Here is a 14,005-nt window from a genome sequence, read left to right on the forward strand (position 1 = left end):
ACAGGACAACAATGGCCACGCTTCCCCGTCTGCTCGGGACCTCCGGGGCGAACACGCTCGTGGGCGCGAATTTCGCGCAGCAGATCTTCGGCTTCGAAGGCGACGATGTCATCCGCGGCGGCAGCGCGAGCGACGAGCTCTTCGGCGGCCTCGGCAATGACACGCTGTCCGGCGGCCTTGGCAACGACACGGTGCGGGGCGAGGACGGCTTCGACAGCATCGCGGGCGAGGGCGGCGACGACCGCCTGTTCGGCATGGCCGGCAACGACATCATCCAGGGCGGCGATGGCAACGACGTGCTGTTCGGCGGCGCCGGCGGCGACACGCTGAACGGAGACGACGGCAATGACCGCCTGGATGGCGAGGAGGGGAGCGACGTCCTCAACGGCGGCGCGGGCAACGACACGCTGTTCGGGGGCGCGGGCAATGACACCCTGAGCGGCGCCGCCGGGAACGACCACCTCGTCGCGGGCGATGGCGCCGACACCATCTCGGGCGGGGCCGGCAACGATACCGCCCGCGGCGGCGCGGATGCCGACCGGATCGAGGGCTTCGGCGGCGCCGACAAGCTCTATGGCGATGGCGGCAACGACTTCATCATCGGCGACGGCAACGCCACGCTGACCGGCCCGGGCGGCGGCGACACGCTGTTCGGCGGCGCGGGCGCCGATACGCTGGTGGGCGATGTCGGGGCCGACCAGCTGTTCGGCGGCGCCGGCGCGGATGTCTTCTACTACCGCTCCACGGTGGAATCGCAGCCCGGCGGCGCCGACACGATCCGCGACTTCCAGCGCGGCGTGGACAAGATCAACATCGCCGACTTCACCTTCGGCGGCGCGCTGATCGGCCAGGCGGCCTTCACCTCCCCGGGCACGCCGCAGATCCGCTACGACGTCGGCGCCGGCCACCTGGTCTATCAGGTGGACGTGACCGGCAATGGCGACGTGGACCTGGAGATCATCGTCAGCGGGACCACCCGTCTGGCGCTGAGCGACTTCATCTTCACCATCTGAGGCACGGGGCCGCCGCCCTCCGCGGCGGCCTCATCCCGCCTCGGCCGAAGCCTCCGCCGGCAGCCAGACGCGGAAGGTGGATCCCACGCCTTCCTCGCTTTCGATCAGCAGCACGCCGCGATGGCGGTTGACGATGTGCTTGACGATGGCGAGGCCGAGGCCCGTGCCGCCGATGCTGCGGCCGCGGCCGCGATCCACGCGGTAGAAGCGCTCCGTCAGGCGGGGGATGTGGTGGCGGGGGATGCCCGGCCCCTCATCCGCCACGGACAGCACCACGCCGGGCCTGGCGGGCCAGCGCGTCCCGGTCTCCGCCGGCGCGACGGACAGGCGGATGGTCCCGCCTTCCCGCCCGTAGCGCGCCGCATTCTCCAGCAGGTTGCGCAGCACCTGGCCGACCTGCCCGGCATCGGCCGGCGCCGCCACCGCGGCGGGCGAGAGCGCCAGCGCCACCGTCGCGCCGCGCTGCGCCAGGATGGGGGCCATCGCCTCCGCCTCCGCCGTCGCCAGCGCCGCCAGGTCCACCCGCCCGGTCGGCGGCTGGTGTTCCGTGACCTCGATCCGCGACAGGCCGAGCAGGTCGTCGATCAGGCGGCGCATGCGGTCCGCCTGGTCCGCCATGATGCCGAGGAAGCGGGCCTGCGCTTCCGCATCGTCCTTCGCCGGGCCGCGCAGCGTGTCGATGAAGCCGATCACGCTGGCGAGCGGCGTGCGCAGCTCATGGCTGGCATTGGCGACGAAATCGGCGCGCATCCGCTCCACCGCCCGGTCCCGCGTGCGGTCCGACAGCAGCAGCAGCAAGCGCCCGCCATCGGAGAGCGGCGGGTGCAGCGGCACCGCATGCACCGTCAGCTCCCGCGGCACGGGCACGGGCAGCGCGATGTCGGCGCGCTGCGGCTCCCCCTCCGCCCGCGCGGCGGCGACGGCCTCCGCCAGCGCGGGATGGCGCAGCAGGGCCGCGAGGTCGCTGCCCGGCACGCCGCCGCCGCCGCCGAACAGGCGGCGCGCGGCGCCATTGGCGCGCAGCGGCGCGCCGGCCTCGTCCAGCACCACCAGCGGGTCGGGCAGCCGCTCGATGATCGCGGCATCGGCCTGGCGGAGCCGCGCGACCTGCTCGGCCTGGGAGGCCAGGGTGCGTGTCAGGCGCCGCGCCGCCTCCCCGATCTCGGCGACGGAGGGCAGCAGCAGCGGGCCTTCCAGGGCGGGCACCGGCCCCTGCTCATCCGCCGCCTGGCGGAGCGCGTCCGACAATTGGCGGAGGTTGCCGAGCCAGATTCGCGCCAGGGCGAGGGAGGCCGCCGCCGTCGCCCCCAGCGCCGCCAGGCCGGGCAGGGGGGGCAGCGTATCGGTCGCCAGCAGCAGCACCAGCGCCGCACCCGGCACGCCGCCGATCAGCCCGGCGGCGGCCAGCACGCGGCCCGTGGAGAGCGGCATGGCGGCTGGCGTCAGCTGCCCGGTGCGCCGGGCAGGGGCGCCGGTTCCACCTGCACCGGATCCGCGCCGTTGGAGACGGCGTAGAGGGCGAGGCCCCGCAGCGTCTGCCCTTCCGGCAGCAGGCGCACCGGCCCGTCGGCGCCGGCGAAGCCCTCCACCGCCGTCACCTGGGCGGGGGTGGCGCCCTGGCGCAGCGCCCGCGCGGCGATCGCCGCGGCGTCATAGGCCGTGGCGGCGACGCGGGGCGGCGTCTCCCGGAAGGCGTCGCGGTAGCGGGCCTCGAACCGCGCGCGGGTGCGGCCATCGGGCCCGGCGAACCAGGCGCCGGCCAGGGCGGGTTCGTTGCGCACCGCGCCATCCTGCAGCCAGAGCGAGGTGCCGAGCAGCCGCGGCGGCGTCTCCCCGGCCTCGGCCACCCAGGCGGCGGCGAAGCGGCGCGCCCGCTCCCCGGCTTCGCCGATCAGCACCGCATCCGCCCGGGGCGCGGAGACCCGGGCGCCGGAGGCGGCCATGGCGGGCTCCGCGGCCGCGGGATGCAGCGCGATGGCGGGGGCGGGCAGGCCGAGCTCGGCCACGGCGCCGCGCAGCGCGGCGGCGAGCGACCGGCCGAATTCATTGTCCGGCGCGCCGAGGGCGAAGCGCTGCGCCCCCTGCTGCGCGGCCGCCGCCACCACGCGGCGGACCTGCTGCTGCGGCGTGATGCCGAGCACCCAGGTGCCGCCGCCGGCGCGCTGCGCGTCGTTGGTGAAGGCCAGCACCGGCACCCCCGCGGCGCGGGCGGGTTCCGCCACGGCGGCGGCCTCGGCGCTCGTCAGCGGCCCGATGATGATGCGCGCGCCATCCGCGATGGCGGCGCGGGCGGCGGCGGCGGCGCCCTGGGGCGTGCCGCCGGTGTCGCGCGGCGCGATCTCCACGCCCTGCGGCGCCTCGTCGAACAGCGCCATGGTCCCGGCATTCAGCATGGCTTGGCCGAGCGGCGCCTGCGGGCCGGTCAGCGGCAGCAGCATGGCCGCGCGCTGCGGGCCGATGGGCGCGGCCAGCACCGGCGCCTGGGCGCCGATCGGCGGCGCCACGCCGATGAAGGAAGGCCGCGGGGGTTGCGGTGCGCAGGCGGCCATGCCCAGAAGGGCGGCGATGGCGATGCCGCCCAGGGCCCTGCGAGGCAGGCGGCGGTCTTGCGGCTGAGGGGCAGAACGACGTGGCAAGCGGTGACCCTCCAGAGCGGGCGACGAACCGGGACGCCCCCAGGGAAGTTCCTGACGGGCTGTCCCTGGTGGCGACGCCGATCGGCAATCTCGGCGACCTGTCGCCCCGGGCTCTCGCGGTGCTCGGCGGTGCGGATGCCGTGCTCTGCGAGGACACCAGGGTAACAGGCCATCTGTTGCAGCGTTATGGCGTCTCCGCGACCTTGGTGCCACTGCATGACCACAACGAAGCGGAGATGATTCCACGAATCCTGGACAGGATGTCGCGGGGGGAGAAGCTGGCCCTGGCCTCCGACGCCGGCACGCCCCTCGTCTCCGACCCCGGCTACCGGCTGGTGCGGGCGGCGATCGAGGCGGGACACGCCGTCACGGCCATTCCGGGCCCCAACGCGGCGGTGGTCGCGCTGACGCTGTCCGGCCTGCCACCACACCCCTTCGTGTTCCTGGGCTTCCTGCCGCCGAAGGACGGGCCCCGCGCCACCGCCATCGCCCGCCACCGGGCGGCGGAGCGCGCGGGACTGACCGCGACCATCATCCTGCATGAGGCGCCGCACCGCCTGGCCGAGACGCTGGCCGCGCTGGCCGAGGGGCTCGGCCCCGACCGCCCCGCAGCCGTCGCCCGCGAACTCACCAAGCGGTTCGAGGAGGTGCGGCGCGGCACGCTGGCCGGGCTGGCCGCGCATTACGCCACCGCCGAGGCGCGGGGCGAGATCTGCCTGGTGGTGGGCCCGGCGCCGGAGGAGACGATGGGGGCCGAGGACCTCGACACCCGGCTGCGGGACGCCATGGCGGGGCAGAGCCTGCGAGACGCGGCGGCGATGGTGGCGGCGGCGACGGGGCTGCCGCGCAAGCAGGTCTATGCGCGGGCGCTCGAACTGTCCCGCGATGTGACATAAAGCCGTAGTACCCCCAGGCGGTTTATGCCGATTTAGGGCTTTTAGCACCGTTTTCGCGGGGTGGTGGGTGAGCCGGCCGGGCAGGGCGCGGCGGGTGGCGGCAGGAACATAGCAGCAACAGGCGGGCCGCCGCCAGCGGATTCGCCCGCCTCAGCCGGGATGGGGCGGGTAGATCAGCAGGCTGCCCGGGGCCATCTGGTTCGCCAGCGTCGTCATGCAGGCGACGATCCGGCGGTCCCGCCCCAGCACCATGCCCGCCACCGGCACCCCCGCCGTCGCGGCGATCGCCGCCACCAGGTCCTGGTTGGTGATCACCGCGCCGCAGCGGCCCATCAGCGCCCGCATCCGCCCGGCGGTCAGCTGCCGCCGCCGCTCCACCGGATCCGCCAGCTGGGGCAGCAGGATGGGGGAGTTGGGCAGCAGGGCCTGGGCGAAGGCGATGCTGCCGGCATAGTCGTCGCCCTCGCCCTCCGCCGCATCGGCGGGCAGGGGCAGGATGGGCCAGCCCTTCATCGGCCCCAGCCAGGCCGAAAGCTCCGCCAGCCGCGCCCGCCAGGTGGTGCGCATCTCCGGCGCGCCGAGCAGGGCCAGGCCGAGCAGCGGGCCGGGGGGCAGGCCGGGCAGCAGGGCGGAGTCGGGCGGCGCCTCGCGCTCCGCATAGAAATTCACGCGGACCGGCGCCGCGACGCGCCAGACCAGCAGCGTATTGGCGGTGTGGTGGTCGCGCGCCTCGATCACCGTCGCCTGGTCCAGCACCTCCACCCCCCGGGGCGGGTCCCGCCGCGCGGCGGCGCGTTCCAGCGTCAGGCCCCTTGCCTCCAGCGTCGCGCCCGCGGCGACGGCGCGGGCCGCCAGGGCCAGGGCACGGTTGAGGGTGGGGCGATCCTCGAAGACGCCGGCCAGCACCACGCGGGTGACGCCGAGCGCCACGACATCCGGCTTGGGCGGCACGGGGGCGAAGGCGGGCGGCGTCCGGGTGGCGGGGGTGGGGACGAGGATCGGCGCGGCCGCGCCCAGCGCCTTCGGCAGGGGGAGGAGGATGGCGCGGGAGCGGAGTTCCCTGAAGGGGCGCTCGGCGATGAGCAGGATCTGGGTCATGCGGCCATGCAGGGGGATGCCGCCCCCCCGCACCGCCCGTCAACGCAGGGGGGCTCCGCCCCCCCGCACCGCCCGTCAACGCAGGGGGGCGCCGCCCCCCTGCACCACCCGTCAACGCACGGGGGCTCCGCCCCCCTCCACCGCCCGTCAACGCAAGGGGGCTCCGCCCCCCTGCACCACCCGTCAACGCAGGGGGGCTCCGCCCCCCTGCACCGCCCGTCAACGCAGGGGGGCTCCGCCCCCCTGCACCGCCCGTCAACGCAGGGGGGCTCCGCCCCCCTGCACCCCCGGCCAGGGGCGAACCGCCCCTGGACCGTCGTCGATCGGCCAGGGGCCAGGGGCGGGCGGCGTCCCGGGCGGCGCGGCAGCGCCATCATGCCGCCACCGGCTCCGGCGGCGGCACCTCGTCCAGCCCCACGCAGCGCGAGCCCGGCGGCAGATCGTTCGCCAGCGTCACGAAAGTGCGGCGCAGGCTGTTGTCGATCAGCGGATGCAGGCCGATCACCCGCACCCCCGCGCCGATGGCATGGATGGCGTTGTGCTTGCGCTGCGTCACCAGCGCATCGCAGCGCGCGATCAGGCCCTTCAGGCGCCGCGGCGTCATCTCCGCCTGCCAATGCGCGCGGTCCAGCAGCAGGGGCGCGGCGATGGGGGCCTGCGGCAGGAAGGTGCGGATGAAGTCGGCGGCGCCGGTCAGGTCATCCTCCTCCACGCTGTCGATATGGACGGTGCTGACGATGGGCACCACGGCATGGCCCGCGAATTCCGCCAGCACCGCCCGCACCCGCGCCGCGTCATGCAGCAGGCAGGCCCGCATGGTCGGGGAGGGGATGATGGAGACGCCGAGCAGCTTCGGCCCGCCCGGCCGCCGCGGGCCGAGCAGCGCCTCCGCCAGGCCGGGATCGGCGGCGATGCGGGTTTCGGGGAAGAAGGTCAGCCGCGGCAGGCGGGCGAGGCCCGCTTCCGCCAGCCGCTCGGCGGAGAGCGGATCGCGCACCGACAGGCCGGCGAGGTTGGCGAAGACGTGCTGCGCCGTGGCGTCCAGCCAGGACCGGTCCTTCAGCAGCCAGGCGACGCCGAGGTTGTGCAGGTGGATCTGCGCGCCCGCCGCCATGGCACGGGCCAGGAAGGGCATCCAGTAGCGGAAGGCATCCACCACGCCGAACATGCCGCCGCCGAAGACGATGCGGGCGGGGGCCAGGGCCAGCATCGCCTCCCCATCCCCGAAGCAGCCCTGCAGGCCGGGGACGCAGCGCAGCGTCCAGCCGGGATTGACGGAGAAGGCATGCGCCTCCGCCGTCGGGAAGGCCTGCAGGGCTTCCAGCAGGCAGAGCTCGTCGCCGAGGTTGCCGTAGCCATAGGCGCCGAGGAAGGCGGTGCGCATGCGGGTCAGGGTGCCGTGGGGAAGGCGCTGCCTTCCCCACGGCCCATCCGCCCAGGGGGAACAGGGGGGCGAACCGCCCCTGGACCGTCGTCAGTGAAGCCGAGGCGCTGCTGCATCCGCTAACGCAACAACACCGGGAGCAGCGCGTCCAGCCTCAACAGCCCATCCGGCGTCGCGGCCAGGCGGCCATCGGGGCGCCATTCGAGCAGGCCCTCCTCCGCCAGCCCGTCCAGCGCGCGGCGATCGACGCATTCCTCGAAGGGCAGGGTGCTGCGGGCCTCGATCCGGGCGGGGTCGATGCCCTCATGCAGGCGCAGCCCCATCAGCAGCGCCTCCCGCGCGCGGTCGCGCGGCGACAGCGCCTCCTCCTCCACCACCGCGTGCCCGTCGCGCCGAACCCGGGCCAGCCATTCCTCCGGCGCCCGGTGGCGGCGGGCGGCGCGGAGGCTGCCATCGGCGAAGGACAGGCGCTGATGCGCGCCGGCGCCGATGCCGAGATAGTCGCCATAGCGCCAATAGGCGAGGTTGTGGCGGCTCTCCGCGCCGGGCTTGGCGTAGTTCGAGACCTCATAGGCGCGGAGCCCGAAGCCGGCGGCTTCCTCGGCGGTGGCGGTGTAGAGGCGCTCGGCCTCCTCGCCCTCCGGCAGGGTGAAGGCGCCGCGGCCGAACAGCGTCGCGAATTGCGTGCCGGGTTCGATGGTGAGCTGGTAGAGCGAGAGATGGTCGGCGGCCAGCGCCAGCGCCTGGCGGAGTTCCGCGCGCCAGGCGGCTTCCTGCTGGCCGGGCCGGGCATAGATCAGGTCGAAGCTGAGGCGCGGGAAGGTTTCGCGCGCGGCCTCCAGCGCCGCGATGGCTTCGCGGATGTCATGCTGGCGGCCGAGGAAGGCGAGGGCGGCGGGGTCCAGCGCCTGCACGCCGAGCGAGGCGCGGTTGACGCCGGCGGCGCGGAAGTCGCGCAGCTTCGCCAGCTCCACGCTGGTGGGGTTGGCTTCCAGCGTGATCTCGATATCGGGCAGGGGATCGAAGAGGCGGGTCGCGTCCTCGATCAGGGCCGCGGCGGTGGAGGGGGCCATGAGGCTCGGCGTGCCGCCGCCGAAGAAGATGCTGGCGAGTGGCCGGCGGCCGGCGCGATCGGCCTCCCGCTGCAATTCCTGGCGCAGCGCGGCGGCGAAGGCGGCCTGGTCGATGCGGTCCCGCACATGGCTGTTGAAGTCGCAATAGGGGCACTTGGCGGCGCAGAAGGGCCAGTGGATGTAGAGGGCGAGGGGTTCGCGCATCGGGTTCCGGGGATCGAGCAGGCGCGTATATGGCTGGCCTGGGCCGGCGTGACGAGGGAGCGGGGTGGCGATGTCGGGCGGTTCGGTCGAACGGGTGAGGGCGGCGCTGGCGGCGGCGGGGCATCCCGATACCATCCAGGCCTTCCCGGAGGGGACGCGGAGCGCCGCGGATGCCGCGGCGGCGGTGGGCTGCGATGTCGCGCAGATCGCCAAGTCCATCATCTTCCGCGCCGGCGGCCAGGCGGTGCTGGTCATCACCTCCGGCGCCAATCGCGTGGATATGGGCAAGGTCGCGGCCGCGACGGCGTTTCACGTGAAACGCGCCGATGGCGGCTGGGTGCGGGACGTGACGGGCTTCGCCATCGGCGGCGTCGCGCCCATTGCGCATCTGACGCCGCCGGTGGTGCTGGTGGATGAGGACCTCTTCGCGCTGGGCCGCATCTGGGCCGCGGCGGGATCGCCCATGCATGTCTTCGAGACGACGGCCGAGGCGCTGCTGCGGATGAGCGGCGGGCGGCGGGCCGATGTGAAGGAGGTGGCGTGATGCTGCCGGTGACGGCCTTCCATGCCGGGCTGCTCGGCTTCGGCTTCCTGTACCTCTCGCTGCGCGTGGTGCAGCAGCGCCACGCCTATCGCCTGGCGCTGGGCACGCAGCACCGGCTGGTGGAGCGCGCGGTGCGCACGCATGGCAATTTCGCGGAATACGTGCCGCTGGCGCTGGTGATGATGGCGCTGGCGGAGGCGAATGGCCTGCCGGACTGGGCGCTGCATGTGCTGGGCGTGGTGCTGCTGGCCGGGCGAGCGGCGCATGCCTATGGAATCTCCCGCGAGCCGGAGGAGATGAAGTGGCGCTCCATCGGCATGGGGCTGACCTTCACCATGCTGGGTGCCGCGAGTGCCGCGCTGATCGGGCTGGCGGCGGCGGGGCTGTGACCGGCGGCGCGGTTGCCGGCGGAAGCCGCCGCTGACAGCATCGGGCCCGGACCGCCCCGCGACGAGGGCGGCAGGAGGATGCCCATGCAGATCACCCCCCATGACGGCGGCGTCGGCGCGCGCATCACCGGCATCGACCTGGCGCAGAAGCTGGCCGAGCCGGATTTCCGGCAGCTGCTGCGGGCGCTCGGCCATCACGGGGTGCTGTGCTTCCCGGGGCAGGACCTGGAGGCCGCGCAGCTTTCCGCCTTCCGGTCCCGCTTCGGCACGCTGGAGCACAACGTGGCCGCGATGTTCAACGCCCCCGGCCATCCCGAGGTGATGATCCTGTCCAACATGAAGGACGAGGCGGGCCAGCCGGTCGGGTTGGGCGATGCCGGGCAGGGCTGGCACACCGACATGAGCTACAGCCACGACATCGCCATTGCGAATGTGCTGCATGCGAAGCAGGTGCCGATGCGGGATGGCAGGCCGCTCGGCGACACGCAGTTCCTCGACATGCACCGGGCCTATGAGGATCTGCCGCCGGCGGTGAAGGCGCGGCTGGAGGGCCGCACCGCCATCCACGACTTCAACAAGTTCTGGGAGATGATGCGCGCGCGCCCGGGATCGGCGCGGGCGCCGCTGACGGAGGAGCAGCGCCGGCGCAAGCCGCCGGTGAGCCAGCCGATCTTCCGCCTGCACCCGATCACGGGCCGCCGCGTGCTGTATTGCAATCCCGGCTACGCCACCGTGATCGAGGGCATGGAGGCGGCCGAAAGCGAAGCGATGCTGGACTTCCTGTTCCGGCATCAATCGCAGGAGAAATACCTCTACAGCCATGCCTGGACGCCGGGCGACGTGCTGATGTGGGACAACATCGCCACCACCCACAATGCGGTGGCCGATTACGGGCCGGATGAGCATCGCTACATCCTGCGGGTGCAGGTGATGGCGACGCTGGACTACGCGGCGCTGGCGGCGTGACCGCTAGGGCCGCCGCACCACCAGCGCATCGACGGCGGTGATGGACTGGCCCAGGCAGATCAGCGGATTCACGTCGATCTCCTGGACCAGTTCGGCCTGGTCCGCGACGAAGCGGGAGAAGCGGGAGAGCGTTCCGGCCAGGGCCGGGATGTCCACCGCCGGCGAGCCGCGGAAGCCATCCAGCAGCGCGGCGCCGTTCAGGCGGCGCAGCGCCGCCGCCGCCGCTTCCGGCGTGAAGGGGGCGGGCAGCAGCGCCGTGTCGCGCAGCAGCTCCGCCATCACGCCGCCGAAGCCGAAGGCGACCAGCGGGCCGAAGGCCGGGTCGATGCGCGCGCCCATCAGCATCTCCACCCCCCGCGGCACCATGGGCTGCACCAGCACGCCGGCGATGCGGTCCGCGGTGGTGGCGAGGAGCGCCTTCTCCATGACGGCATCGAAGGCGGCTTGGACCGAAGCGGCATCGGCCAGGTTGAGGCGGATGACGCCGGCTTCCGTCTTGTGGGGGATGTCGGGGCTTTCCGCCTTCAGCGCGACGGGAAAGCCCAGCGCGGTGGCGGCGGCCACGGCCTCCGCGGCGCTGTGGGCCAGGCGTTCGGGCACCACGGGAATGCCATAGGGGGCGAGCAGCGCCTTGGCCGCGCGCTCCGCCAGCACGCGGTCCGGCGCGGTGCGGAGGGCGGTGGCGGCGGCCTGGCGGATATCGGGCGGGGTGGGGGGCAGGGCGGCGCCCGCCTCGGCATCGCGCCGCAGCCAGGCGCCGATGGCGGCGAAGAGGCGCGGCAGGCTGCGGAAGGTGGCGATGCCGGGCTCGGCTTCCAGGCGCCGCACGCCCTCTCCCTCCAGCCACTCGCTCGCCCAGTAGCAGGCGATGGGCTTGCCGTGGCGGGCGGCGAGGCGCTTCCACCCCTCGAACCGCGTGGCGCCGAAGGGGTCGGCATAGGGGTAGATCACCATCAGGCAGGCATAGGCGGGGTCGGCCAGGAAGGCGCCGGCCGAGGCCTCGAAGGCGGTGTCGTCGTTCAGCGCCATGGCGGTGACGTCGCAGGGATTCCGCGCGGCGCCGAATTCGGGGACATGGGCGCGCAGCGTCTCCGCCGTGATGCCCTCGGGCTGGGGAAGGGGGACGCCTGCCGCCGCCGCCGCATCCGCCGCCGCCACGCCGAAGCCGCCGGAGGCGAGGACGACGCCCACGCCGTGTCCGCGCGGGCGCCCGGCCTTCGCCAGGAAGCGGGCGGTTTCCATCACGGCGTCCAGGCTCTCCACCATCACCGCGCCTGCCGCTTCCAGGATGGCGCGATAGGCGGCGTGGTTGCCGGCCAGCGCCCCGGTGTGGGAGAGCGCGGCCTCCGCCCCCTGCTCGCTCGACGCCATCTTGTGGATGACCAGCGGCTTGCCGGCGCGGGCGGCGAGGGCGGCGGCCTCGGCGAGCTGGCGGGGATGCTCGACGCCTTCGAAGACGGCGGCGATGGCGCGGCAGGTCTCGTCCTCCGCGAGATAGGCGATGAGGTCGGCGATGCCGACATCGCAAGCATTGCCGACGGGGATCGCGTGGCTGACGGCGACGCCGCGCTCCATCGCCTGGGCCAGCGCCATGCTGACGGAGCCGGATTGCGTGACGATGCCGATGGCGGCGCCGTCCATCGCGCGGGGTTCGGGCATGCGGCCGAACATCATCCGCGCGCCGATCGCGTAGTTGGTGGCGCCGAGGCAGTTGGGGCCGAGCAGCCGCGTGCCGGTGCCCGCCACCATGGCGGCGAGCCGCCCCTGGAGCGCGATCAGCTCGGGCCGTTGCGTCTCCGCATAGCCGGAGGCGTAGAGGATCACGCCGCCGACACCGGCCGCGATGCAGTCGGCGATGGTCTGCTCCGCCTGGTCGCGGCCCAGCGCGACGATGGCGCAATCCGGGACCGATGGCAGGGCGGCGAGGGTGGGGAAGCAGGGGGTGCCCTCGATCGACTCGTAGCGGGGGTTCACCGGATGCACGGCGCCCGCGAAGCCGCGGAGGTTGCGGAGCGTGCGGAGGCCGAAGGACCCCTCCCGCGGCGAGGCGCCGATGATGGCGAGGGAGCCGGGATGCAACAGGCGGCGGAGGGCGGCATGGGGGTAGGGGGTGCGCATGCGGCATTCTCGGGCCAGACCGTCGCGGCGGGAAGCCGCGCGGGGTTGTGTGTGGCGGGAAGCCGCGCGGGGTTGTGTGTGGCGGGAAGCCGGGCGGGGTTGTGTGTGGCGGGAAGCGGGGTGGGGTTGTGTGTGGCGGGAAGCCGGGTGGGGTTGTGAAGGGGCGCGCGGGGGACGATGTGGCGGGGATGAGCACGACCCCCGCCTTCACTTTCGACAACAGCTATGCCCGCCTGCCGGCGCGCTTCCATGCGCGGCTCGATCCGACGCCGGTGGCGGGGCCGCGCCTCATCAAGGTGAACCACGCGCTGGCGCGGGCGATGGGGCTGGATCCCGATTGGCTGGAGACGCCGGAGGGCGTGGCGGTGCTGGCGGGGAATGCGGTGCCGGCGGGCGCCGCGCCGCTGGCCGCCGCCTATGCGGGCCACCAGTTCGGGCATTTCGTGCCTGCCCTCGGCGACGGCCGCGCGATCCTGCTGGGGGAGGTGGTGGGGCCGGATGGGCGGCGCCGGGACATCCAGCTGAAGGGATCGGGGCCCACCCCCTTCTCCCGCCGGGGCGATGGGCGGGCCGCGCTGGGACCGGTGCTGCGCGAATACCTGGTGAGCGAGGCGATGCACGCGCTCGGCATCCCGACCACGCGGGCGCTGGCGGCGGTGACGACGGGCGAGGATGTGTTCCGGGAGACGGCGCTGCCCGGCGCGATCGTGGCGCGCGTGGCGTCCAGCCACATCCGCGTCGGCACCTTCCAGTATTTCGCGGCGCGGGGCGACATCGAGGGGATCCGCATCCTCGCCGACCATGCGATCGCGCGGCACTATCCCGAGGCCGCGGCTGAAGACAATCCGTATCGCGCCTTGCTGGAAGGGGTGGTGGCGCGGCAGGCGGCGCTGGTGGCGCAATGGCTGCTGGTGGGCTTCATCCATGGCGTGATGAACACGGACAACATGTCCGTCGCCGGCGAGACGATCGACTACGGGCCCTGCGCCTTCATGGATGCCTATGACCCCGGCGCGGTGTTCAGCTCCATCGATCACGGCGCGCGCTACGCCTATGGCAACCAGCCGCGCATCGCGCAGTGGAACCTGACGCGGCTGGCGGAGACGCTGCTGCCGCTGCTGGCGGATGCGGAGGAGCCGGCGCTGGAATCCGCGAAGCAGGTGCTGACGGGCTTCGGCCCGGCCTTCCAGGCGGCCTATCTCGGCGGGCTCGCGCGCAAGATCGGCCTGGCCGGCCTGCGGGAGGGCGATGCCGAACTCTCGCAGGATTTCCTGACGCTGCTGGCGGAGGCGGGGGCGGACTTCACCCTCGCCTTCCGGGCACTCGGCGATGACGACGCGCTGCGCAGGCTCTTCGCCGACCCGGCGCCGCTGGAGGCCTGGCTGGCGCGCTGGCACGCGCGGCTGGAGGCCGATCCGCTATCGCCGGCGGAACGCCAGGCGATGATGCAGGCCGCCAACCCCGCCTTCATCCCGCGCAACCACCAGGTGGAGGCGGTGATCGCCGCCGCCGTGGAGCGCCAGGATTTCGCGCCCTTCGAGGAACTGCTCGCCGTGCTGGCCCGTCCCTACCAGGACCAGCCCGGGGCGGAGCGGTTCCAGTTGCCGCCGAAGGCGGAGGAGCGCGTCCTCGCGACCTTCTGCGGCACCTAGAGATCCGACCCGTCCGGTGGGACGGATCGGCC

General features: G+C 73.9%; 12 protein-coding genes. 6 read left to right on the forward strand and 6 right to left on the reverse strand.

Going from position 1 to position 14,005, the window contains the following annotated elements; all coding sequences use genetic code 11:
* Nucleotides 1–11 precede the first annotated feature (11 nt).
* Nucleotides 12–1,013, forward strand: a complete 1,002-nt coding sequence (locus JJI54_RS03810) for a calcium-binding protein (protein WP_203071075.1) — start codon at nucleotides 12–14, stop codon at nucleotides 1,011–1,013.
* A gap of 30 nt (nucleotides 1,014–1,043) precedes the next feature.
* Here the strand turns inward: JJI54_RS03810 and JJI54_RS03815 are convergent, their stop codons facing one another.
* Both JJI54_RS03815 and JJI54_RS03820 read right to left on the reverse strand, forming a co-directional pair.
* Complete coding sequence (locus tag JJI54_RS03815; RefSeq protein WP_203071077.1) at nucleotides 1,044–2,444, reverse strand: ATP-binding protein; 1,401 nt, start codon at nucleotides 2,442–2,444, stop codon at nucleotides 1,044–1,046.
* An 11-nt stretch (nucleotides 2,445–2,455) separates the two neighbouring features.
* Complete coding sequence (locus JJI54_RS03820) at nucleotides 2,456–3,562, reverse strand: penicillin-binding protein activator (protein WP_203071079.1); 1,107 nt, start codon at nucleotides 3,560–3,562, stop codon at nucleotides 2,456–2,458.
* 146 nt (nucleotides 3,563–3,708) lie between these two features.
* Here JJI54_RS03820 and rsmI point away from each other — a divergent pair, with 146 nt between their 5' ends.
* Nucleotides 3,709–4,545: a 16S rRNA (cytidine(1402)-2'-O)-methyltransferase gene (gene rsmI / locus JJI54_RS03825; RefSeq protein WP_226381492.1), complete on the forward strand. Its 837-nt coding sequence runs from the start codon at nucleotides 3,709–3,711 to the stop codon at nucleotides 4,543–4,545.
* Nucleotides 4,546–4,695: 150 nt separating this feature from the next.
* On the opposite strand, the gene JJI54_RS03830 is transcribed toward rsmI, so the two are convergent.
* The 3 genes from JJI54_RS03830 to hemW form a co-directional block, all read right to left on the reverse strand.
* A complete protein-coding gene (locus JJI54_RS03830) occupies nucleotides 4,696–5,643 on the reverse strand; it encodes a hypothetical protein (protein WP_203071083.1) in 948 nt (315 codons plus the stop codon).
* 373 nt (nucleotides 5,644–6,016) lie between these two features.
* Nucleotides 6,017–7,027 (reverse strand): polysaccharide pyruvyl transferase family protein, encoded by a 1,011-nt coding sequence (locus tag JJI54_RS03835; protein WP_203071085.1) that lies wholly within the window; start codon nucleotides 7,025–7,027, stop codon nucleotides 6,017–6,019.
* Between the two features lie 119 nt (nucleotides 7,028–7,146).
* Nucleotides 7,147–8,304, reverse strand: a complete 1,158-nt coding sequence (hemW, locus tag JJI54_RS03840) for a radical SAM family heme chaperone HemW (protein WP_203071087.1) — start codon at nucleotides 8,302–8,304, stop codon at nucleotides 7,147–7,149.
* A gap of 70 nt (nucleotides 8,305–8,374) precedes the next feature.
* Between hemW and JJI54_RS03845 the strand changes: the two genes are divergently transcribed.
* From JJI54_RS03845 to JJI54_RS03855, 3 genes are all read left to right on the forward strand, one after another.
* Nucleotides 8,375–8,848 carry a YbaK/EbsC family protein gene (locus JJI54_RS03845; protein ID WP_203071089.1) on the forward strand — a complete coding sequence of 158 codons (474 nt, stop codon included), beginning with the start codon at nucleotides 8,375–8,377 and terminating at the stop codon, nucleotides 8,846–8,848.
* Nucleotides 8,848–9,237, forward strand: a complete 390-nt coding sequence (locus JJI54_RS03850) for an MAPEG family protein (protein WP_203071091.1) — start codon at nucleotides 8,848–8,850, stop codon at nucleotides 9,235–9,237. The genes JJI54_RS03845 and JJI54_RS03850 overlap by 1 nt, the downstream gene beginning before the upstream one ends.
* Nucleotides 9,238–9,321: 84 nt before the next feature.
* Nucleotides 9,322–10,203 (forward strand): TauD/TfdA dioxygenase family protein, encoded by an 882-nt coding sequence (locus JJI54_RS03855; RefSeq protein WP_203071093.1) that lies wholly within the window; start codon nucleotides 9,322–9,324, stop codon nucleotides 10,201–10,203.
* Between the two features lie 3 nt (nucleotides 10,204–10,206).
* On the opposite strand, the gene JJI54_RS03860 is transcribed toward JJI54_RS03855, so the two are convergent.
* Complete coding sequence (locus JJI54_RS03860) at nucleotides 10,207–12,321, reverse strand: acetate--CoA ligase family protein (RefSeq protein ID WP_203071095.1); 2,115 nt, start codon at nucleotides 12,319–12,321, stop codon at nucleotides 10,207–10,209.
* 188 nt (nucleotides 12,322–12,509) lie between these two features.
* Between JJI54_RS03860 and JJI54_RS03865 the strand changes: the two genes are divergently transcribed.
* The gene (locus JJI54_RS03865; protein ID WP_203071097.1) at nucleotides 12,510–13,973 is read left to right on the forward strand and encodes a protein adenylyltransferase SelO; all 1,464 of its coding nucleotides are present in this window, start codon (nucleotides 12,510–12,512) and stop codon (nucleotides 13,971–13,973) included.
* The last annotated feature ends 32 nt before the right edge of the window (nucleotides 13,974–14,005 follow it).

It is taken from the genome of Falsiroseomonas ponticola, from assembly GCF_016805305.1.
Lineage (GTDB): Bacteria > Pseudomonadota > Alphaproteobacteria > Acetobacterales > Acetobacteraceae > Falsiroseomonas > Falsiroseomonas ponticola.